Annotated in this window: 21 protein-coding genes and 1 riboswitch; of the genes, 13 read left to right on the forward strand and 8 right to left on the reverse strand. The window is 66.1% G+C overall.

Translation table 11 applies throughout. The features are described from left to right. Positions 1-23 precede the first annotated feature (23 nt). On the forward strand, positions 24-2,147 hold the full coding sequence (gene pta, locus R4P57_RS21845) for a phosphate acetyltransferase (protein WP_317804944.1): 2,124 nt from the start codon (positions 24-26) through the stop codon (positions 2,145-2,147). Continuing rightward, on the forward strand, positions 2,144-3,331 hold the full coding sequence (locus tag R4P57_RS21850; protein ID WP_317804945.1) for an acetate kinase: 1,188 nt from the start codon (positions 2,144-2,146) through the stop codon (positions 3,329-3,331). The genes pta and R4P57_RS21850 overlap by 4 nt, the downstream gene beginning before the upstream one ends. Here the strand turns inward: R4P57_RS21850 and R4P57_RS21855 are convergent. Genes R4P57_RS21855 through R4P57_RS21865 form a run of 3 tightly spaced genes read right to left on the reverse strand, consistent with a single transcriptional unit; the run spans position 3,328 to position 8,041 of the window. Further along, on the reverse strand, positions 3,328-5,757 hold the full coding sequence (locus R4P57_RS21855; RefSeq protein WP_317804946.1) for a serine/threonine-protein kinase: 2,430 nt from the start codon (positions 5,755-5,757) through the stop codon (positions 3,328-3,330). The two genes, R4P57_RS21850 and R4P57_RS21855, sit on opposite strands and share 4 nt — an antisense overlap. A gap of 11 nt (positions 5,758-5,768) precedes the next feature. Then, positions 5,769-6,740, reverse strand: coding sequence for a glutamate ABC transporter substrate-binding protein (locus R4P57_RS21860; RefSeq protein WP_317804947.1), 972 nt, complete (start codon positions 6,738-6,740; stop codon positions 5,769-5,771). Continuing rightward, positions 6,737-8,041 carry a hypothetical protein gene (locus R4P57_RS21865; protein ID WP_317804948.1) on the reverse strand — a complete coding sequence of 435 codons (1,305 nt, stop codon included), beginning with the start codon at positions 8,039-8,041 and terminating at the stop codon, positions 6,737-6,739. The genes R4P57_RS21860 and R4P57_RS21865 overlap by 4 nt, the downstream gene beginning before the upstream one ends. Before the next feature lie 72 nt (positions 8,042-8,113). On the opposite strand from R4P57_RS21865, the gene R4P57_RS21870 reads away from it, so the two are divergent. After that, positions 8,114-9,028: an NUDIX hydrolase gene (locus tag R4P57_RS21870; RefSeq protein WP_317804949.1), complete on the forward strand. Its 915-nt coding sequence runs from the start codon at positions 8,114-8,116 to the stop codon at positions 9,026-9,028. Here the strand turns inward: R4P57_RS21870 and thiE are convergent. Then, complete coding sequence (gene thiE, locus R4P57_RS21875; RefSeq protein ID WP_317804950.1) at positions 8,967-9,659, reverse strand: thiamine phosphate synthase; 693 nt, start codon at positions 9,657-9,659, stop codon at positions 8,967-8,969. The two genes, R4P57_RS21870 and thiE, sit on opposite strands and share 62 nt — an antisense overlap. Before the next feature lie 46 nt (positions 9,660-9,705). Then, positions 9,706-9,817, forward strand: a riboswitch (TPP riboswitch). On the opposite strand from thiE, the gene thiO reads away from it, so the two are divergent. The 7 genes from thiO (at position 9,817) to R4P57_RS21910 (ending at position 16,011) form a co-directional block, all read left to right on the forward strand. Next, a complete protein-coding gene (thiO, locus tag R4P57_RS21880) occupies positions 9,817-10,884 on the forward strand; it encodes a glycine oxidase ThiO (RefSeq protein ID WP_317804951.1) in 1,068 nt (355 codons plus the stop codon). It overlaps the preceding riboswitch by 1 nt. After that, entirely contained in the window at positions 10,881-11,096 is a 216-nt protein-coding gene (gene thiS / locus R4P57_RS21885) for a sulfur carrier protein ThiS (protein ID WP_317804952.1), read from the forward strand. Before thiO ends, thiS begins: the two co-directional genes overlap by 4 nt. Continuing rightward, a complete protein-coding gene (locus R4P57_RS21890; RefSeq protein ID WP_317804953.1) occupies positions 11,068-11,841 on the forward strand; it encodes a thiazole synthase in 774 nt (257 codons plus the stop codon). The genes thiS and R4P57_RS21890 overlap by 29 nt, the downstream gene beginning before the upstream one ends. A gap of 95 nt (positions 11,842-11,936) precedes the next feature. Next, positions 11,937-12,899, forward strand: a complete 963-nt coding sequence (locus R4P57_RS21895) for an ABC transporter ATP-binding protein (protein ID WP_317804954.1) — start codon at positions 11,937-11,939, stop codon at positions 12,897-12,899. Then, a complete protein-coding gene (locus R4P57_RS21900; protein ID WP_317804955.1) occupies positions 12,899-13,669 on the forward strand; it encodes an ABC transporter permease in 771 nt (256 codons plus the stop codon). Before R4P57_RS21895 ends, R4P57_RS21900 begins: the two co-directional genes overlap by 1 nt. A gap of 26 nt (positions 13,670-13,695) precedes the next feature. Then, positions 13,696-15,153 carry a M20/M25/M40 family metallo-hydrolase gene (locus R4P57_RS21905; RefSeq protein ID WP_317804956.1) on the forward strand — a complete coding sequence of 486 codons (1,458 nt, stop codon included), beginning with the start codon at positions 13,696-13,698 and terminating at the stop codon, positions 15,151-15,153. A 36-nt stretch (positions 15,154-15,189) separates the two neighbouring features. Further along, positions 15,190-16,011 carry an adenylate/guanylate cyclase domain-containing protein gene (locus R4P57_RS21910; RefSeq protein ID WP_317804957.1) on the forward strand — a complete coding sequence of 274 codons (822 nt, stop codon included), beginning with the start codon at positions 15,190-15,192 and terminating at the stop codon, positions 16,009-16,011. Here R4P57_RS21910 and thiD read toward each other — a convergent pair. Further along, positions 15,973-16,827 carry a bifunctional hydroxymethylpyrimidine kinase/phosphomethylpyrimidine kinase gene (thiD, locus tag R4P57_RS21915; RefSeq protein ID WP_317804958.1) on the reverse strand — a complete coding sequence of 285 codons (855 nt, stop codon included), beginning with the start codon at positions 16,825-16,827 and terminating at the stop codon, positions 15,973-15,975. The genes R4P57_RS21910 and thiD overlap by 39 nt on opposite strands. Positions 16,828-17,118: 291 nt before the next feature. Here thiD and R4P57_RS21920 point away from each other — a divergent pair, with 291 nt between their 5' ends. From R4P57_RS21920 to R4P57_RS21930, 3 genes are all read left to right on the forward strand, one after another. Beyond that, positions 17,119-17,445 (forward strand): GNAT family N-acetyltransferase, encoded by a 327-nt coding sequence (locus tag R4P57_RS21920; protein ID WP_317804960.1) that lies wholly within the window; start codon positions 17,119-17,121, stop codon positions 17,443-17,445. A gap of 134 nt (positions 17,446-17,579) precedes the next feature. After that, positions 17,580-17,933 carry a GNAT family N-acetyltransferase gene (locus tag R4P57_RS21925; protein ID WP_317805000.1) on the forward strand — a complete coding sequence of 118 codons (354 nt, stop codon included), beginning with the start codon at positions 17,580-17,582 and terminating at the stop codon, positions 17,931-17,933. 85 nt (positions 17,934-18,018) lie between these two features. Continuing rightward, the gene (locus R4P57_RS21930) at positions 18,019-18,615 is read left to right on the forward strand and encodes a hypothetical protein (RefSeq protein ID WP_317804961.1); all 597 of its coding nucleotides are present in this window, start codon (positions 18,019-18,021) and stop codon (positions 18,613-18,615) included. Here R4P57_RS21930 and R4P57_RS21935 read toward each other — a convergent pair. The 3 genes from R4P57_RS21935 to R4P57_RS21945 are packed head-to-tail and all read right to left on the reverse strand — an operon-like array spanning position 18,585 to position 20,970. After that, entirely contained in the window at positions 18,585-19,385 is an 801-nt protein-coding gene (locus tag R4P57_RS21935; RefSeq protein ID WP_317804962.1) for an exodeoxyribonuclease III, read from the reverse strand. The genes R4P57_RS21930 and R4P57_RS21935 overlap by 31 nt on opposite strands. Before the next feature lie 11 nt (positions 19,386-19,396). Beyond that, on the reverse strand, positions 19,397-20,341 hold the full coding sequence (locus tag R4P57_RS21940; protein ID WP_317805001.1) for a GNAT family N-acetyltransferase: 945 nt from the start codon (positions 20,339-20,341) through the stop codon (positions 19,397-19,399). A gap of 23 nt (positions 20,342-20,364) precedes the next feature. After that, positions 20,365-20,970 (reverse strand): peptide deformylase, encoded by a 606-nt coding sequence (locus R4P57_RS21945; protein ID WP_317804963.1) that lies wholly within the window; start codon positions 20,968-20,970, stop codon positions 20,365-20,367. Between the last annotated feature and the right edge of the window lie 212 nt (positions 20,971-21,182).

Genomic DNA, 21,182 nt, shown 5'->3' on the forward strand with positions numbered 1-21,182 from the left:
CCCCACCTACTAAGCTTGCCGGTATGGCTGAGCCCAGCGGCACCGACGCGTCGGATATGTATCCCTCGAGCATCTACATCGCGTCACCGGAAGGGGACAGCGGGAAGTCGACCATCGCGCTCGGTGTGCTGCAGATGCTCGCCGCGTCCGCGGCCCGGGTTGGGGTGTTTCGTCCCATCGCCCGATCCACCGACGAGCCCGATTACATCCTCGAGTTGCTCGTCGAGCACACCACCGCTGATCTGACGTACGAGCAGTCGCTCGGTGTCACGTACGAGCAGGTGCACGCCGATGCGGATGCAGCGCTCAGCGAGATCGTCAACCGGTACCACGAGGTGGCCGCCCAGTGCGACGCCGTGGTGATCGTGGGTAGCGACTACACCGACGTCGGCAGCCCCAGTGAACTCGGCTTCAATGCCCGCATCGCGGTCAATCTCGGTGCCCCCGTGTTGCTTGCACTGCGCGGCTCCGGTCGCACGCCCGACGAGATCGCCCAGCTGGCCACTCTGTGCCAGGGCGAACTGCGTCAGCATCATGCGCACCTCGCTGCGATCGTGGCGAACCGTTGCGCGCCGGACGATCTCGATGCGGTGACCGACGCATTGGCGTCGGTCGGCGTACCTGCGTGGTCTCTGCCGGAGATTCCGCTCCTCGTCGCGCCGACGATGGCTGAACTGCTCGAGGCGGTGGACGGCGCGCTGTACTCCGGTGACTCGTCGCTGCTGCAGCGAGAAGCGTTGCGGGTCATGGTCGGTGGCATGACGGCCGAGCACATCCTCGAACGCCTCACCGAGGGCGTCGTCGTCATCGCACCCGCAGACCGATCCGACGTGTTGCTCGCCCTTGTCAATGCCCATGAGGCGGAGGGCTTTCCGTCGTTGGCCGGCATCATCATGAACGGTGGCATCGAACCCCATCCGGCGATCGCGCGTCTGGTGGCGGGACTCGGCCCCCGGTTGCCGATCCTCACCACCGATCTCGGCACGTTCGACACTGCTTCTGCCGCGGCGCAGACCCGGGGCCGTGTCGCGGTGGGATCGCAGCGCAAGGTCGACACCGCACTGGGGTTGATGGAGCAGCGAGTGGACGCGAAAACCCTGCTGGGTCGGCTCGACATCGCCATTCCCACCATCACGACCCCGCAGATGTTCGAGTACCAGCTGATCCACCGGGCCCGCGCCGACCGCAAGCACATCGTGCTCCCCGAGGGCGGTGACGATCGCATCCTCCGGGCCGCCGGACGTCTGCTGCAGCGCCAGGTCGCGGACCTGACGATCCTCGGTGAGGAAGGTCCCATTCGACGACGCGCATCGGAACTGGGGGTCGACCTCGACAGTGCCACGGTTCTCGACCCCAAGAACTGCGACTACGCCGAGGACTTCGCGGCGGAGTACGCCGAGCTGCGCAAGCACAAGGGCATGACGATCGACCGCGCCCGCGAGATCATGGCCGACATCTCGTACTTCGGAACGATGATGGTGCACAAGGGAATTGCCGACGGCATGGTCTCCGGTGCCGCGCACACCACCGCGCACACCATCAAGCCGTCGTTCGAGATCATCAAGACGACCGAGGGCGTGTCGACGGTGTCGTCGATCTTCCTGATGTGCCTGTCCGATCGTGTTCTCGCCTACGGTGACTGCGCCGTCGTACCCGACCCGACGGCCGAGCAGCTGGCCGACATCGCCGTCTCCTCGGCGCAGACCTCGGCCCAGTTCGGTATCGAGCCGCGGGTGGCCATGCTGTCGTACTCCACCGGCGAGTCCGGTTCCGGGGCCGACGTCGACAAGGTTCGGCAAGCCACAGCACTTGTGCGCGAACGGAATCCGGAACTGCTCGTAGAGGGTCCGATCCAGTACGACGCGGCAATCGAGCCGTCCGTCGCTGCGTCGAAGCTGCCCGATTCCGACGTCGCAGGCCGAGCGACGGTGTTCATCTTCCCGGACCTCAACACCGGCAACAACACCTACAAGGCCGTCCAGCGCAGCGCCGGTGCGGTTGCCGTCGGACCCGTTCTGCAGGGCCTACGCAAGCCCGTCAACGATCTCTCGCGCGGTGCGCTGGTCGAGGACATCGTCAACACCGTCGCCATCACAGCGATCCAGGCACAGGGCATTGCCGCCGCAGCCGATCAGGAGGGCAAGTGAGCATCCTCGTCGTCAACTCCGGTTCGTCCTCGGTCAAGTTCCAACTCGTCGACCCCGCCTCGGGGGAGTCCGTGGCCAGTGGGCTCGTCGAGCGGATCGGTGAATCCGACGGCCGAGTCGAACTCGATCACCGGGGCGAGAGTGTCGAGCGAATCCAGCACATCGACGACCACGGTGCAGGTCTGGCTCTGGCCTTCGAGATGCTCGCCGACGCAGGCGTCGAACTGGAATCGGTCACCGCGGTCGGGCATCGCGTGGTCCACGGCGGGACGGTCTTCTACCGTCCGACGATCATCGACGACGCCGTCGTACAGCAGATCTCCGATCTGAGCAACCTTGCACCGCTCCACAATCCGCCGAACGTGCTGGGCATCGAGGTCGCCAGGAAGCAACTGCCGAACGTGCCGCACGTGGCAGTGTTCGATACGGCCTTCTTTCATTCCCTGCCCGACGCGGCCGCGACCTACGCCATCGACGCGACCGTCGCTGCCGAGCACGACATCCGACGCTACGGCTTCCACGGCACCTCGCATCGTTACGTGTCCGAGCAGGTGGCGCAGTTCCTGTGCCGCGACCTCGCCGACATCGACCAGATCGTGCTGCATCTGGGCAACGGTGCCTCGGCCTCGGCCGTCGCAGGCGGCAAGGCGGTCGACACCTCGATGGGATTGACTCCCCTCGAAGGTCTCGTGATGGGTACCCGCAGTGGGGATATCGACCCCGGCGTGATCATGCACCTGCGTCGCAGTGCGGGCATGAGCGTCGACGACATCGATGACCTGCTCAACCGTCGCTCCGGCCTGATCGGCCTGTCCGGGGTCAACGACTTCAGGCAACTGCAGCAACGGATCGACGACGGCGACGCCTCCGCACGCCTGGCGTACGACGTCTACATTCATCGTCTGCGCAAGTACATCGGTGCGTACATGATCGGGCTGGGTCGGCTCGACGCCATCACGTTCACCGCCGGTGTCGGTGAGAACGCCGCAGCGGTGCGCGCGGACGCCCTCGCGAATCTCGAGGGCTTCGGCATCGAGATCGACGCCGAGCGTAATGCACTGCGCAGCAAGCAGGCTCGGGTGATCTCGACCGACTCGTCCACCGTCACGGTGTTGGTTGTGCCGACCGACGAGGAGCTGGCGATCGCGCGTGCGGCCGACGACCTCGTCCGAGAAGGCAGCTAGAACAACGACCGGGGCCGAATCGCGTTCGCCAGATCCACCAACGAGAAGCGGTGGGCGCGATCGGTGGCGCTGCGGGCCAGTGCGCGCAGGCCCTTCTCGGTGCCGCGCCGCAACCCGTCCTCGGTGAACGGCACGCTGAGGATGGGTTCTCGCTCGGCTGTGGCGGCGTGGCCGGAGACGATCCAGTCCAGGGCCATCGCCAGCACCAGCGTCCGCATCTGCAGCGCCCGGCTCTCGGCCTTGGGTAGCAACGCCACTCGTCGTGCAGCAGAACGGAAATCGGCCTCGGACAGCTCGGCTCGCGAGCGGTCCATCAGCAACGTCAACACACTGGTCATGCGTGCCATGGAGTAGTGCCGCGAACTGATCGGCACCTGATCCAGCGCGGCGATGGCGCCGGTCTGATCGCCGCGGCGCTGCAACTGCCGGGCCAGGCCGAACGCCGAGCTGACGATGCCGCGATTGGTTCGCCACACCGCTCGGTACAGACCCTCGGCGCGAGCCCGCCACTTCTCGGCTTCCTCGCCGTTGCCCGCGGCCACATGCCCGAGCAGTTCGGAGGTGGCTCCGAGAGCGAGCTTGGGTGCGAGTTCGCCGGGCATCGCACCGAGCACGTTGTCGAAATTGGTGAACGCAGAATCGTATTCGTGATGCAGCAGCGCGATCAGGCCTGCGTACCACTGCACTCGCCACGGGTCCGAAGTGTGTTCGGTCGACTGCACCTTGGCCAGAATGTCGGTTGCTTCGACGACGTTGCCGAGATCCAGATGGGCCTTGACCTCGGCGAGGGTGATCTCGAGACTCAGTTCCACAGGACTGGAGGAGCCTGCGGAACGGTTCGATTCGGCTCCGGCGGTGATGCGTTCGATGCCGTTGCGTTTTGCGTGTTGCAGCGAGTCCAGGGTCTGTCGAGGTTCGACGTGTACTGCCGCCGCCAACAGCGGTGCGCTCGGGTCGTTGGGGTCCACCAGCGGAACCGGAAGCGCGGCAACCACTTCGGCTGCCGTCATCCGTTCGTGCCGTACCGTGCCGTCCACGTAGGTGTCGGTGCGTCCCACCGACTGCTCGGTGCCGAATGTCGTACGTGGCGGGCTGAATACCGTCGACAGCCCTGGCCGCTCGACACCTGTCCTGATGGCCAGAATCTCACGCAGCACGCCGGTGGCCTGCCCGGCGAATTCGTCCGCGGATCGGAACCGCCGACTGGGGTCCTCGTGCGTCGCGCGCAGCAACAGGCGATGCAGCGACGGAAACTGTTGTAGTACTTCGGATTCCTCCGCCGAGGGGAGGCCGTCGAGGTACTTGCCGTTCTTCGACGGCATGTCCAGCGTCAACACCGCGAGCGTGCGGCCGACCGTGAAGATGTCCGACGCCACCGTCGGTCCCGTCTTCACGATCTCCGGTGCCTGGTAGCCCACCGTGCCGTACAGATAGCCGTAGTCCTCGATACCCGCGACCGCACCGAGGTCGATGAGTTTGATCTGGTCGTCGGAGACCATGATGTTCTCCGGTTTGAGGTCGTTGTAGACCAGCCCGATCGAATGCAGATAGCCCAGTGCCGGAAGCACTTCGAGAACGTAGGCCAAGGCCTGCTCGACCGGCAGACGGGTGCCGTCACCGCAGGCGGTGAGGATGTCGCGCAGTGAACGGCCACCGACGTATTCCATGACGATGAAGCCGACGGTCGACCCGTCGCTACGGGGTTGCTCGACGAAGTTGTAGATCTTCACCACGCCGGGATGGGCGACCTCGGCGAGGAATTGGCGCTCGGCGACCGCGACGGCGTGGGCTTCCTCGTCACCGAAGTGCAGCAAGCCCTTGAGTACCACCCAGCGGTCACTGACGTTGCGGTCGATGGCGAGGTATATCCAGCCGAGTCCGCCGTGCGCGATGCAGCCCTGCACGTCGTACTGGCCGACCACGCGATCGCCCGGTTCCAGCAACGGTGTGAAGTCGAACGTTGCCCCGCAGTGCGGGCAGATGCCCATCGCCACGTCGGGCCCACCCGGTTCACTGCGGCCGACCTTGGCATTGCACTTCCAACAGAACCGCTTGTGCTGCGGCACCGTCGGATCCCGCATCACTGCAGTGGCAGGATCGATCGGTTCGACGCGAGGCACGTCAACCAGACCGCCGCCGAGTCGTCGCCGAATGCCGGTGCTGCGCGATCGACCGGATCTCGACCGACCCGTCTTGGAGCGGGTGGAGGCAGAGTGCGACGGAGTCGATGTCGGTGTCCGATCATCGACCGGTGACCGCGAGACGGCCTGAGTGCGCTCGATACCGTCCGTTCCCGAGACGCCGTCGGTATTCGCTCCGGCCGGTGTTCGCGACACTGCCCGGGTGCGCTCGCTGTCGTCGATACGCGAGACCGCCTGCGTTCGCTCGGCCGGGGCCGTGGGCTGCTGCTGTTCGTCGTCGTCCATATCCACGGCCCCTAATCGCTGTACGTCGCGCTGGGCGGACCGGGGGAGGGGCCGAGCACCGTCAGCCACCGGTTGTAGATGCGATTCCAGGTGCCGTCGGAGCGGATACGCGCCAACGTCCCATTGACGAAGCGCACCAGATCCTCGTTGTTCTTGTTGATTCCCACCCCGTACGGCTCCGGGCTCAGGCTGTCTCCGACGATCTCGAGGTACGGATCCTGTGCTGCGAGACCGGCCAGGATCGCGTCGTCGGTGCTGATGGCGTCGACCTGCCGTTGTTGCAGCACCACAAGGCAATCCGACCACATCGGTACCGTCACCACGGTGGCGGCGGGCTGGACGCGTTGGAGGCGTCGCAGCGAGGTGGTGCCCTCCACGGCGCATACTCGCTTGTCCGCCAGGTCCTCGACTCCGCGGATGCCCGAGCCCTGCACCACCAGAACACGGTGCTGAGCTTGGAAATACACGGTGGAGAACTGGACATCCTTGCGGCGAGCGCACGTGATGGTCATTGTCTTGACCACCATGTCCACCGAAGAATCCTGCAGAGCTTCGAGCCGCTGTGCGGAGGTGAGGATGCGAAAGTCCAACCGGTTCGGATCGCCGAACAGGTCTCGTGAGACTTCCCGCGCGATGTCGACATCGAACCCGACCAGCTGCCCGGTCATCGGATCGCGGAAGCTGAAAAGGTTGCTGCCCGTGTCCAACCCGACGACCAACCGGCCCTTGGCGCGCAGTGCGTCGATCGTGGGTTGGGGCGGTGGCGGAGCATCGGTGCCTGCCTGCTGTGGTCGCAGGCTGGCGGTGGGGCGGGCGCACTCGTCGTCGGCGGGGCTCTCGGTGGGCCGAGCGGCGACGGACGCGCCTTCCGGTAGTGGCGGTTCGGTGAACGTCGTGTCGACCTGCGGCCCAGAGTTCTCCGGCGGCGAACATCCGACCAACAGGGCGGTGGCCAGGATGCCGACGGCGAGTAGACGTTTCACAGGTACTCCCGCAGCCTCGGGAACAGGCCGACACCGAAGGCGACCGACGCGACGACGGTGAGCACGTACGCGCCGTTCGACAGTCCGGACAGCACCCACACCGATCGGTCGATGTTGGACCGCAGTTCGCTTCGCGCATTCTCGATTCCGTCGACCAGAACGCTGTCCAGCGCGGTGAACGCGGCCGCCGAATCGGACTCGCCGGTGCCGGTGGCAATGGAGACCGCGCCGTTGAAATCGCCGACCTCGAGTGCGGAATCGATCCTCGAGTGCGAGACCGACCACGTGTTCAGGGCATCGATCACCGCGGTGTCGCCCTGAAACATCTCCGTGAGCCGAGAAACGTTGGCGTCGAACGATTCTCCGTAATCCTGACCGCCGCCGCGGCGGGCGAGGTCCAGGGTCTCGTCTGCTCTGGCCTGTTGCGCCAGAATGAAACCCGTCGTGTAGGACTTCAGCGGAGAGACTCCGCGGTCGATCGCGCGATCGGTGGCGATCGAGGACACCAGTCCCACCACCAGCATCCAGCCCAGTAGCCCGGCGACAGCGACTGTGGCAGTGAGGAATCCGACGTTCAACGTCCGGCGAGTAGTCCGCGACAGGTACCACTGAGCCAGGCCGGTCATCAGCAACAGGAACACCAGCGAGCCGATCGCGAACAGGGGAGGACTGGTGAACCGTTCCTGATCGGCCGATACCCGCGAGGCCTGCTCGGTATACAACTTTTCGGCCAGCGGCAGCAAACTCGTCTGCATCATCGTCGACGCCTCGCCGAGATACGCCGCGCCCACCGGATTTCCGCTGCGGTTGTTGGCTCGCGCAGTCTCGACCAGACCGCTGTATACCGGCAACCCGGCGGCGATCTGCGTGAGCACCGCGCTGGTTGCCGCGTCGTTCTCGGTCACCCCGGCCGAGGCTGCGATCAGCTCGGACGACGCCTCGCCCAGCGCCTGCGAGTAGCGCTCGCGTACCTCGGGCGGCTCGAGACCGCCGGCGATGAACGCAGTGGCTGCAGCCGCATCGGCCACCGACAGGGCCCCGTACAGATTCTGTGCCGAGTTCGCGAAGGGCTCGGTGCGCACCAACAGGGTGCCCAGAGTATCGACCCGATCGGTCACGGCCGTGGACGCAAGATTTCCGACCGTCAACGCGAGCACCACCAGCGCGGTTCCCATCGCGACCAACCGCGCAGGCGTCGAACGCATCGTGTAGCGAACCGGTGGCTTGCCTGCAGCGACACCGACGTGCGTAGCCGTTGTCGGGGGGACGGCAGCGGATGGGGTAATACCGGCCGCGATCACGCACCCGAGCATATAAGTAGGCGGACGGTACTGCAGCCACTACAGGCAGGTGATTCACCTAGGGTGGTGAGCATGCGTGGTGACGGGGACGGCTGGGTGATCGGCGAGAACGGCACTCGGCACTGGGGAAAGCACGGTGCGGCCGGACTGTTGCTGCGTGCACCGTCGAGCGGGCCGTCCAGCAGCGGGGAGCCGATGGTGTTGCTGCAGCACCGCGCACTGTGGAGCCACCAGGGCGGAACCTGGGCACTACCCGGCGGGGCCCGCGATTCCCACGAGAGCACCGCGCACGCGGCGGTGCGCGAGGCCCAGGAAGAAGCCGGTATCTCGGCCGAGCAGGTCAGTGTGCGCAGCGAGCGCGTCACCGCGAGCGTCGAGAGCGGCTGGTCTTACACCACCGTCGTCGCCGATACCGATCATCCGTTGACCACCGTGCCCAACGGGGAGAGCACCGAGCTGCGCTGGGTACCGGAGTCGATCGTCGACGAACTCCCGCTGCACCCGGGTTTCGCGTCCAGCTGGCCGTCCCTGCGCACCGTGCCGCTCCGGGTGCTGCTCGACACCGCGAACGTGCTGGGCTCGCGACCGAACGGATGGTGGAAGGACCGCGCCGGATCCACCGGCGCACTGCTGACCTCGCTCGCCGAGACGCTGCCGCGGACCGTCGAACTGCCCAGTGGTCAGTACGGCTGGCTCACCCGCATCGAAGCCGTGCTCGAAGGCCAGGCCCGCGACGCCGTGGTGGACGACCCGCGCACCCGGACGATTCTCGCCGACGGCAGTGGCGATGACACCCTCGCCGACCAGGCCAACCTCGATGGAGATCTGACGGCGCTGGTGACCGCCGACCGCGGACTACGCGACCGCCTGCCGGAATCGGTGCAGGTCCTGACGCCGTCCACGGTTCTCGCGTGGCTCCAGGGCTCTAGGCCTGGAGCGCCTGCACCAACGAACGAGCGGCCGCCTGCGGGTCCCGGGCTTCGGTGATCGCGCGGACCACCACGATGCGGTCGGCACCGGCCGCCCGAACCTGATCGACATTGGTCGCGTCGACGCCGCCGATGGCGAACCACGGCCGCTCCGGGAGTGCGTCCGCCGTCGCCCGCAGAGCCTCGAGTCCCGCGGCCTTGCGATTGGGCTTGGTGGGCGTCGGCCACACCGGCCCGACGGCGAAATAGTCGACGCCGTCCTCGATCGCGGCGAGCGAGGACTGAGCGCGGTTCTGCGTCGAGCGCCCGATCACCACGTCCGGCCCCAGAATCTGCCGCGCGTAGTGCACCGGCAGATCGCCCTGACCCAGATGCAGCACGTCGGCACCCGAGGCCAACGCCAGATCCGCGCGATCGTTGACCGCAAGCAGCGCGCCGTGCCGCTTGGTCGCAGCGAGCAGAATCGCCAGCGCAGCGAGCTCGTCCTTGGCTTCGAGGGGACCGAACTCGCGCTCGCCGGCGGAATTCTTGTCGCGCAGCTGAATGATGTCGACGCCACCGGACAACGCGGCCTCGGCGAACTGCGCAAGGTCGCCCTTGTCGCGCCTGGCATCGGTACACAGGTACAGGCGTGCGGACGCAAGACGCTCACGGGGAGTCTGGTTGCGGGCGGTCTGAGATGGATGCACGAAACGAACTGTATTCTCATGGTGGCCGCCACCGAAAACGGAGTGGCCGAGATATCGCGGGAGTCCCGAGGATCGTGGGGCTGAGAGTGGGTTCGCCGCCCTTACCGTCAATACCTGAACCCGATCATGCGGGCGCAGGGAGTGAGGAAGACATCGCGTGCACATCGTTGTGATCGGCGGAGGCGTCATCGGGTTGTCGACGGCGCTGCGCCTGGCCCAGGACGCCCACCGAGTTTCGGTTCACGATCCGGCTGTGGGCAAGGGCGCATCCTGGGTCGCAGGCGGAATGCTGGCACCGTTGTCCGAGGGCTGGCCCGGCGAACACGAACTGCTGCACCTGGGCGCTGCCTCGTTGGCGCGGTGGCCGGAATTCGCCCGACGCCTCCCCGGCCCCTCGGTGTTCTCCGCGAGCGGATCGGTGACGGTTGCCCTCGACTCCGCCGACGCCGCCGATCTACGAACCATCGCCGAGTGGGTGGGCGAACAGGGGCACGAACTCGAGATTCTGGGACGGGCGCAGCTACGTGAGCTCGAACCTGCTCTGGCACAGAACATTCGACTGGGCCTGCTGGCTCCGACCGAACTGTCGGTCGACAATCGGGTGCTGATCGCCGCACTCGAGCAGGGATGCCTGGATGCGGGCGTGGAATTCGTGACCACCCCGGTGGAGATCATGCCCGACGCCGACCAGGTGGTTCTGGCCGCCGGGGCGCAGTCGGCGGCACTGTGGCCCGCGCTGCCGGTCCGGCCGGTCAAAGGCGAGATCCTGCGACTGCGGAGACGGCCGAGCGCCGCACCGCCACCATCGCGCACCGTCCGCGGAACCGTGCACGGTCGCGCGATCTACCTGGTACCGCGCGGCGACGGATTGGTCGTCGGCGCAACCCAATACGAATCCGGTCAGGACACCCAGGTCACCGTTGCCGGGGTACGAGACCTCATCGCCGACGCCGAACGACTCATGCCGAGCATCGGCGAATACGAACTGTACGAAACTGCTGCCGGTCTACGGCCGATGAGCCCCGACGGACTGCCGCTGATCGGCAGGCTGACCGAGAACGTCGTCGTCGCGACCGGCCACGGCCGCAACGGCATCCTGCTCGCGCCCATCACCGCCGACGCCGTCGCCGCGCTGATCTCCGGCGAGACGCTGCCCGAGGCGAAAGCAGCCACACCCGAACGCTTCCCACAGATCGACTCTTCTCGAATCGAAAGGACACTATGACACAGGTCGCGATCGGTATCACCGTCAACGGCGAGGATCACCTGCTCACCGAGGACATGACCATGCGTCGGCTGCTCGAATTCCTGGGGCTGCCCGAGAAGGGCATCGCCGTCGCCGTCGACGGAGCGGTGGTGCCCAAGAGTCGCTGGGACACCACCAGCGTCGAAAAGGGTTGGACCATCGATGTTCTCACGGCGGTTCAGGGTGGCTGAGCAACTGGTCATCGCCGATCGCACCTTCACCTCCCGGCTCATCACCGGCACCGGGGGAGCGGCCAATCTCGCGGTACTCGAGGACGCCCTCGTCGCGTCGGGAACCGAATTGACCACCGTCGCGATGCGCCGCGTCGACGCCGCGGGTGGGACGGGAGTGCTGGATCTGCTGCGCCGGTTGAACATCGCCCCGTTGCCGAACACCGCAGGCTGCCGCGGTGCGGCCGAGGCAGTGCTCACCGCCCAACTGGGCCGTGAGGCGCTCGAGACCGACTGGGTGAAACTCGAAGTGATCGCCGACGAGCGAACCCTGTTGCCCGACGCCATCGAATTGGTCAAGGCCGCAGAACAACTCGTGGACGACGGCTTCCAGGTGCTGCCCTACACCACCGACGACCCGGTACTGGCCAAGCGACTCGAGGACATCGGCTGCGTGGCCGTCATGCCGCTCGGCTCGCCCATCGGCACCGGCCTCGGCATCTCCAACCCCCACAACATCGAGATGATCGTCGACGCCGCATCGGTTCCGGTGATCCTCGACGCGGGCATCGGCACGGCCAGCGACGCCACCCTCGCGATGGAACTCGGCTGCGACGCGGTGCTGCTCGCGACCGCGGTGACCCGGGCGAAAGATCCGGCGCTGATGGCGTCGGCGATGCGGAACGCGGTGGCCGCGGGCTACCAGGCCCGACATGCCGGCCGCATCCCGAAACGATTCTGGGCGCAGGCGAGCTCGCCGATGTGACCGACTGTCTCAGGGTGTGTGTCATCCGAAAGGATGACGCGATCGGCGACTGTGGGTCGATGTGCGGACGCTGACTGTGGGGGACAGTTGTACCCATGATCGAAGTGACAGGACTGACCAAGCAATACGGCGCGGTGACGGCGGTCGACAACCTCACCTTCACCATCAAACCCGGCATCGTGACCGGCTTCCTGGGCCCCAACGGCGCAGGCAAGTCGACCACGATGCGGATGATCCTCGGTCTCGACCGCCCCACCTCGGGAACGGCGACCATCGAGGGCAAGAGCTACAGCCATCTGAAGCAACCACTGCGTACCGTCGGCGCTCTGCTCGACGCCAAGTGGGTACATCCGAACCGTTCGGCGCGTGCACATCTCGAGTGGATGGCGGCCTCCAACGGCATTCCGAAGTCGCGAGTCGACGAGGTTCTGCGTCTGGTGGGCCTGTCCGAGGTCGCGAAGAAGAATGCCGGTGGCTTCTCGCTCGGTATGTCGCAGCGGCTCGGACTCGCCGGCGCGTTGCTCGGTGACCCCAAGGTGTTGCTGTTCGACGAGCCGGTCAACGGACTCGATCCCGAGGGCATCGTCTGGATCCGAAAGTTCATGCAGCGCTTGGCAGCCGAGGGCCGCACAGTGCTGGTCTCTAGCCACCTGCTCTCGGAGATGGCGCAGACCGCGGAACACCTCATCGTCATCGGACGCGGCAAGCTGATCTCCGATTCGTCGGTGCAGGAATTCATCGACCACGCTTCCGAGGCATCGGTGCGCGTTCGCAGCCCGCAGCTCGACGGTCTGCGCCAGGCGTTGACCACGGCCGGTCTCACCGTGCGTGAGCCGGACAAGACGGACGAGCTGCAGCCCTCGCTCGTGGTGCTGAACTCGAGCACCGACGCGATCGGTGACATCGCCGGCCGAGCTGGAATCACATTGCACGAGTTGGCCTCCCAGCGAGGATCGCTCGAGGAAGCATTCATGAAACTCACCGGAGACACAGTGCAATATCACGGCGCGGGAGCCGAAGATCCCAATTCTCAGCAAGCGATGGGCGGGTCACTCTGATGGGCGTCTTGGCAGCAGAAAGAATCAAGTTCACCTCGACCAAGTCGCCGTGGTGGTGCAGCGCGATAGTGGTGGTGTTCGGCCTCGGCTTCGGAGCCATCCTCGGGTGGGCGGCCAAAACCGCCATCGGACCCGACGCACCGGAAGGCCTGCCTCCGACGACTGCATACGACGTCGTCGCCAGCGGTGTGGGCGGGCTGGGCATCATGGTGCTGATGATTCTGGCGGCACTGACCGTCACCAGCGAATACCGGTTCGGTCTGATCCGTACGACGTTCCAGTCGGTCACCAATAGGGCTTCGGTCCTCGGTGCGAAGGCTCTCATCGTCGGTGTGTACGGCGCGGTGCTGTCTCTCATCCTGGCGTTCGGTGCGCTGTTCCTGGCGAAGTCGATTGCAGGCGAGGAGGCCGGGGCGCTCCTCGGCTTCGATGTGGACGGTACGTGGCGTGTCGTCTACGGCGCGGCGATCCTGGCGTTCGTACAGATCGTTCTGGCAGTAGCAGTGGGTGCGCTCATTCGGCAGTCCGCCGGCGCCATCGCCGTGTTGCTGCTGTGGCCGCTGCTCATCGAGAACGTGATCGGCCTCATCCCGAAGGTGGGCGAGAAGATCCAGCCGTTCATGCCGTTTCTCAATGCCAATCACTTCCTCGGCTCCAGCGGCGGCATCGACTTCCACTGGGGTCCGATCGGTAGCCTGATCTACTTCGTCGCCTTCACCGCAGTGATCTTCGGGGCAGCGGTGTTCGTCGTCAATCGTCGGGACGCCTGACGCCGCTCGCCGGTAGGGTGTCCGCTATGCGGATTTCCTTGCTTGCAGGTAGCGCTGTCACTGTCTTGATTCTGGCCGGTTGCTCGTCCACCTCGGACGAGGAACCGGCCAGAGTTTTCGCGACACCCGACGGGCCCGGCCTGTCTGCCGCGGTCACCGAGGAGGCCTTGGTGGGGCACCTCGAACAATTGGAAGCCATCGCCGCCGAGAACGACGGAAATCGCGCGGCCGGGACCGCCGGTTACGACGCGAGTGTCGATTATGTTGTCTCGCAACTCGAATCGGCCGGGTTCGAGGTCACCACTCCGGAGTTCGAGTTCGAAACCTTCGAGGCGCAGACCCAAACTCTGTCGCTGGCGGGCACCGAGATCCCGGTGTTCGCGCTCAGTTACTCGCCGACCACCACCGCCGAGGGGATCACCGCACGCGTCGTCGGCGCTCCCGCCGGTGCAGACGGCTGCGAGGCAGCCGATTACACCGGCCTCGACCTGGCCGGAGCCGTCGCGGTCGTGCCGCGAGGAGTGTGCCCGTTCGGTGTGAAGCAAACCGTCGCAGCAGAACTGGGAGCGGCCGCCGCGATCGTCGTCAACAACGAACCGGGACCGCTCGATTCGGGCACGCTCGGCGACGCCGACACCGCCCGGATTCCGACCGGCGGTGTCAGCCAGGAGGACGGCGCGGCCGTTCTGGCCGCACCCGAGGTGACGCTGACACTCGTCACCGAAACCGAAACGACCACGAGCCGCAACATCATTGCGCAGACCACCACCGGTTCGACCGAGAACGTGGTGGTCACCGGTGCACATCTCGACAGCGTCCCCGAGGGCCCCGGCATCAACGACAACGGAACCGGCACGGCGGCAGTGCTCGAGACCGCACTGCAGATGGGCAGTGCCCCCGAGGTCACCAACGCGGTGCGCTTCGCGTTCTGGGGTGCCGAGGAGAACGGACTCGTCGGTTCAACCAAGTACGTCGAGGGCCTGTCCGACGAGGACAAGCGAAACATCGCGCTGTACTTGAACTTCGACATGATCGGCTCGCACAACGCCGGCTACCTCGCCTACGACGGAGACGACTCCGACCAGGTGGGTGAGCCCGCCGGACCGGCCGGATCCGACGCCATCGAGCGCACCTTCGTCGAGCACCTGGCAGCCGAGGACGTAGCCGTCGACGGGACCGATTTCGACGGTCGCTCGGACTACGGCCCGTTCATCGAGGTCGGCATCCCCTCCGGTGGCGTGTTCAGCGGAGCGGACGAGAACAAGACTGCTGCGCAGGCCGAGAAGTGGGGCGGCACCGCGGATCAGACCTTCGACGAGAACTACCACACCGACCAGGACACTCTTGCGAACGTCGACCGCGCCGCGCTGGCGAAGAACGGTGCGGCAGTGGCCTACGGCATCGGCGTCTACGCGCAGTCGGTGGAGGGCCCCAACGGGGTTCCGGTAGGTGCTGCCCGTGAGGCCGCACGCGCCGAAGGATAGGGAAAGTATGTGTAACCGTGGGTTACGCTCGATGCTGTGAACGCAGTCGTCTCCTCGGTCGTGGAGTGGGTCCGCACCACCAACCGAGCGCCCGCGGTGGTCGGGGCGGTTCGGCGTGTGCGCCGCGCATTACCCGGTGACCCCACGTTCGGCGATCCCCTCTCGATCGACGGTCCAGGCAGAGCCTTGGCCGTCGCCCGCGTCGCCGACAGGTTCCTGGCTGCGAACGGACTCGACGACGAACCCGGCGCGTCCCGCGAAGTGGGCCTCGGGGCGTTGCAGTTGTGGCAGGCGATCCTCGAACGTGCAGGCCGAGGCCGCGGCGAGCTCGACGTCACCATCGTGTTCACCGACCTCGTCGGGTTCTCGTCGTGGTCGCTCCGGGCCGGCGACACCGCCACCCTGACGCTCCTGCGCAAGGTCTCGAAAGCTGTCGAACCCGAGGTCGCATTCCGCGGTGGCCACGTCGTCAAGAGGCTGGGCGACGGCATCATGGCGGTGTTCGCCGATGCGGGCAAAGCAGTCGATGCGGTCTTCGCGGCCCGCGAGGCCCTGAAGGGCGTCGACGTCGACGGCTACACCCCGACGATGCGCGTCGGCATCCACACCGGCAGCCCGCGTCAGGTGGGATCGGACTGGTTGGGCGTCGACGTCACCGTCGCCGCCCGGGTGATGCAGACCGGCGGCAACGGCAACGTGATGATCTCCGCGGCGGCCCTCGAGGGGGTCCCGCCGGAGGTGCTCGACGCCTTGCGCGTGGTCTCCAAGCCCTATCGCCGCAGCTTCTTCGCGCCGAAGATCAAGGGCGCACCCGACGACCTACGCATCCTTCGACTCGTGCAGTCGCCACAGCGGTGACACCGGTCCGTGGCCCGCGCCCAGATCGTAGGACGCGGCCAGGCAACGAGTGACCCACTCCTTGCCGAACGCCACCGCGTCGGGCATGGAGTATCCGTGCGCCAGCGCCGACGCGATCGACGCAGCGAGGGTGTCGCCGCCGCCGTGATCGTTGCCGGTGTCGATGCGGTCACTGGTGAATTCGAGGAACTTGTCGCCGTCGAACAGCAGGTCGGTGCTATGGGTGGACGTCCGCAAATGACCGCCCTTGACCAGGGCCCACTGCGCGCCCAAGCCGTGCAGGGCCTCCGCGGCGCGGTGTGCGCTGGAGTCGTCGACCACGTCGATGCCGGTGATGAGCCGAACCTCGTCGAGGTTGGGGGTTACCAGCGAGGCGATGGGAAACAGGGTGTGGCGGATGGCGTCGAGGGCTTCGGCGTGCAGTAGCGGATCCCCGTGCATCGACGCGCACACCGGATCGACGACCAGGGGAACCGGCTGATCTCTGCCGATGCCCACCTCGGTACAGACGGCCGTGACCGCTTCGATGATCGCGGTGGAGGCCAACATTCCGGTCTTCGCTGCGCCGATACCGATGTCGGAGACGACGGAGCGAACCTGCGCTGCGACGACGTCCGGCGGAATCTCGTGGAAGCCCGTCACGCCGACGGTGTTCTGGACCGTGACCGCAGCGACAGCAACGCAGGCGTGGACGCCGAGCAGGGCCATCGTTCGGCTGTCCGCCTGGATTCCGGCACCGCCGCCGGAGTCGGTTCCGGCGATGGTCAGCGCGCGGACTGGAGTCTCGCCGTTGGGCGTGAGCGGTAGGAACTTCACGAGAGAAGACAGTACCGGCGGGCGGGGCGACGGCGGTCTCCGCAGGTGTACGGGATTGCCGAGTATGTGGCGAAATCATGAGTCGGTCTTGAATGTTGTTGTATCACAACGTCGAACAGGGTCGCTTATGATCCGTACCAGCATTCGTGTTGTGTTCGGCCGACGAACCTACGCATCCGAAGGTTTGTTGGTAGAAAAGGTGACAGACCCACCGTGCGCATGTTTAATAGTGGTGCACGTCACATCGAGTTCATTCGTTCACCACTCCATACACAGCGAAGGAGGCGTCCCATGCTTGCGAGTTCTCCTAGCGCTGATGTCTCGATCAACAAAGACCAGAACCGGTTCGAGCTTCGATTGAACGGCGATCTCGTCGGGATCGTCGGATTCTTCGAAGTGGAGGGAAACGGCCCGCGCGCGACGCGTACTCATGTCGTGTCCTTCATGCACACGGTCGTCACCGAGGATTTCGGTCATCAGGGTCTGGCCGGCATTCTGGTGCGGCGCGCGCTCGACAGTGCTCGGTCCTACGGCTGGAAGGTCAAGCCGGTCTGCACCTACGTGCAGCGCTTCGCCGCGGCCAATCCGGAGTACAACGACATGCTCGTCGCTCTCTGACGTTCGGTTCCTGCGATATCGCTCGGTCACGGTAGGGCTGGTCACGGTAGGGCTGGTCACATTAAGGACTCGACTCGGCGACGATCGAAGCACTCGCCTCGCGTCACATGGACAACACTGGTCTCATGAGTGACATGAGTCACATACTTCCACGGCGGGTTCACGGGCACGCTCCGATCGACCGGCCCGTCGTTCGTATCGAGGACGACCTCGATCACAACAGATTCGATCTTTTCGTCGACGACGAACTCGTCGGCATTCTCGGATATCGCTTCGGTGAGGGCGACGACGGCGGCGTCGGCCCGGTCGTCGCGCTCATGCACACCGTCGTCAAGGAGGAATACGGCGACCGCGGGTGGGCGGGCGTGCTTGTACGAGCGTCGCTGAACACCGCTCGTGATCGGCAGTGGCGCATCGTTCCGATCTGCACCTACGTCCGGCGGTATCTGGCGCAACATGAGGAATTCCTGGATCTGATCGCCGAATAGAGAGCGGTGCTCTTGTTTCAGCAGACGAATGGGTGAATACTGCTTCCTGTAGAGAGCGCCGCTCTCGAAAGGATGGCATTCCCCGATGCGTGTAGCCCTGTATCTGTTCGTCGGAGTCATGTTCGCCGCATATCCCGCACTGCGCCCCTACTCGGACGAGGTGGGCAGCGCGGGAGCCGACGCCTTCGCATCCTCGAACTGGGTGCTCTCCCACACCTTCGCCATGCTCGGCTTCATCGCGCTCGGGCTGACCGTGCTCTACACGGGTCGACGGTCCGATCTTGCGGTCGTGACCACCTGGATCGGCGTCGGGTTGGTACTTCCGTACTACGGCGCGGAAACCTTCGCGCTGCATGCACTCGGTGTCGATGCCGCACAGAACGCGAATCCGGGCCTGATCGATCTGGCCGACCCGATTCGGTACTCGCTCGTGCAGTCCGTCATGTTCGGGCTCGGACTCGTGCTGATCGCCGTCGGGCTGGCGACATTCGCTCTACGAAACCGCTACGCCGCGGTGCTCGCTGCAGGGTTCGTGCTTTTTCTTCCGCAGTTCTACACCCCGCCGGCCGTGCGAATTGCGCACGGAGTGCTGATCGCCGTCGGGGCAATTCTTGCCGCCAGGGCGATGGCAGACAGGTCGGTGGACTCTGTTCAGCCGATCTCCACGATCACCGGAGCGTGATCGCTTGCCCCCTTGCCCTTGCGCTCCTCGCGGTCGATGGACGCGCCGGTCACCCGAGCCGCCAGGGCAGGGGAGGTCAGCGCCATGTCGATACGCAGACCCTGCTTCTTGGGGAACCGCAACTGTGTGTAGTCCCAGTAGGTGTACGTCCTGGGTTCGGGGGTGAACTGCCGCGTCACCTCGGTGAAGCCGGCGTCGCCGAATGCGGTGAAGGCATCACGTTCGGCCTGGGAGGTGTGGGTCTTGCCCTCGAACAGTGCAGGATCCCAGACGTCGTCGTCGGTGGGCGCGATGTTCCAGTCGCCCACGAGCGCGATCTGCGCCTGCGGATCGGCCGCCACCCACGCCTGTGCGTCGACCTTGAGCGCAGCGAGCCACTCGAGCTTGTAGGCGTAGTGCGGATCGGCGAGTTCGCGGCCGTTCGGCACGTACAGGCTCCAGACGCGGACCCCGTCGCACGTGGCACCGATGGCGCGGGCCTCCTGGGCGGGATCGATCTCGGGATCCTTGCTGAACCCGGGCTGATCCTCGAACCCGACCTGCACGTCGTCCAGGCCGACGCGAGAGGCGATCGCGACGCCGTTCCACTGACTCAGCCCGACGTGGGCGACCTCGTACCCGATGTCGGTGAACCGCTGATACGGAAACTGTGCGTCCTTGCACTTGGTTTCCTGCATCGCCAGGACATCGACATCGGATCGCTGCAGCCAATCGACGATTCGATCCTGACGAGAGCGGACGGAGTTCACATTCCAAGTAGCCAAGCGCACGGGTAGGAACCCTATCTAACGCCTCCGACAGGGTTCGGACCGATCGCGTTCTCGGGCCGGGCATAGCGATACCGATGGTGGTCCTCGAAGCCCAGGTCTCGGTACAGGGCAACGGCTTCGGTGTTGTCGACGGCCACCTGCAGGTACGCGTGCGTCGCGCCGTGCCCGCGTCCCCAGCGCACCAGTTCTCCGCACATCAGGGTGCCGAGCCCGTTGCGGCGGTGCTCGGGGGAGACCCAGAGCGAGGTCAGTCCCACCCAGCATCGACCGTCCGGGGCGGTGGTGACGGCCGCGCGACCGACAGCGACTGCCGATGACGAGCGCGCCCCGATCATGCCGAAACCAAGGGTGCCGCCCCGGACTGCGGCGACCACCTCCGCGGCGCCCGCAGGTGCCTCCCTGCCCTGGTAGCGCAGGGAAGTCAACCACTCGGCTGTCGGCACCGCGGTCACGGCGATGGCCGAATCACTTTCGCGCAGAACGAGCTTCGAGATGTCCGCAGCCATGACGGAAGTTTCGTTGTAGGTCCGCCACCCGGCCGGCGCGCTGCCGAGACGGTCGGGGAGTGAGAGCGTCGGCGGCAGTCCGCGAGCGGCGTATCGGTCGATGATCTCCGCGAGAGTCTCGGCCGTCATCGAGGCGCCGGGCTCGAGCGGGGCCGCCGAGTTGGCGCGGCCGGTGAACCCGTGACCGAAACGCAGTTGCCAACCGTCGATCCATTCCCGCTCGACGCCCGGCCAACCGTCGGCGGCAGCAGCCTCGAGCGAGCGGATCTCCGACGTTCGAATCGGCTTGGGCCCCAGGGGTTTCAATGCTACGACTCGTTCGGCGGCGACCTGCACCAGCGCGCCGTCCCTGCTGCGAACCGAGACCGCACCGGCGTCGATGGACACCAGTTCGCCGATCACGTCCGTCATCGGGTGGGTGTGGCCGGGTGGCAACCGGTAGCGCAGCATCACCCGCGTACCCACCGGGACGGTCAGTCGTCGTCCTCGTCGTCGTCGTGCCCGAACGGGTCGTCCACCGTGCCGGGCGTCCAGCTCAACCCGGGCACGCCCCACCCGGCGCGCTTGATGGCCTTCTTCGCGGCCCGCGCATGTCGACCGATGAGAACGTCGGTGTAGAGGAAGCCGTCGAGGTGACCCACCTCGTGCTGGAGCATGCGAGCGAAGAAGCCGTGGCCCTCGATGTCGACGGGATCGCCGTTGGCGTCGGTACCGGTCACCCGGGCCCACTCGGCGCGCCCGGTGGGGTGCTGCTCGCCGGGAACGGACAGGCAGCCCTCGTCGTCGTCGTCCGGATCAGGCATCGTCTCCGGGATTTCCGACGTCTCGAGCACCGGGTTGACGACCTCGCCGCGGCGGCGGAAGATCTTGCCGTCCTCGCCTTGATCGGGGCAGTCGTAGATGAACAGACGCTTGCCGACGCCGACCTGATTCGCGGCGAGACCGACGCCGTTCGCGGCGGCCAACGTCTCGTACATGTCGGCGATCAGCTCGGCCAGCTCGGCGGGTGACTCGGTGACGGGAGCGGTTGCGGTGTGCAGCACCGGATCGCCGACGATCCGGATGGGAAGAATTGCCATGGTCGACAAGGATAGTGCCTGCTGCATGTGGTCGAGCACGTGGAACACGCCACGCGCCGGTACCTCGCGGGAGCCGTACTCGAGCCGTCGAGCATGGTTGAATGATCCCCGAAGTACAACTGTGTAATTCGGTCGGTGCTCCTACGGGTGCCGGCAGTGCTGGGGGAAGCAGATTTCTCCGGGTAGGTGATCGTGCAGACCCGGGGGAGTCG

This window comes from Rhodococcus sp. IEGM 1330 (assembly GCF_033142445.1).
Classification (GTDB): Bacteria; Actinomycetota; Actinomycetes; order Mycobacteriales; family Mycobacteriaceae; genus Rhodococcoides.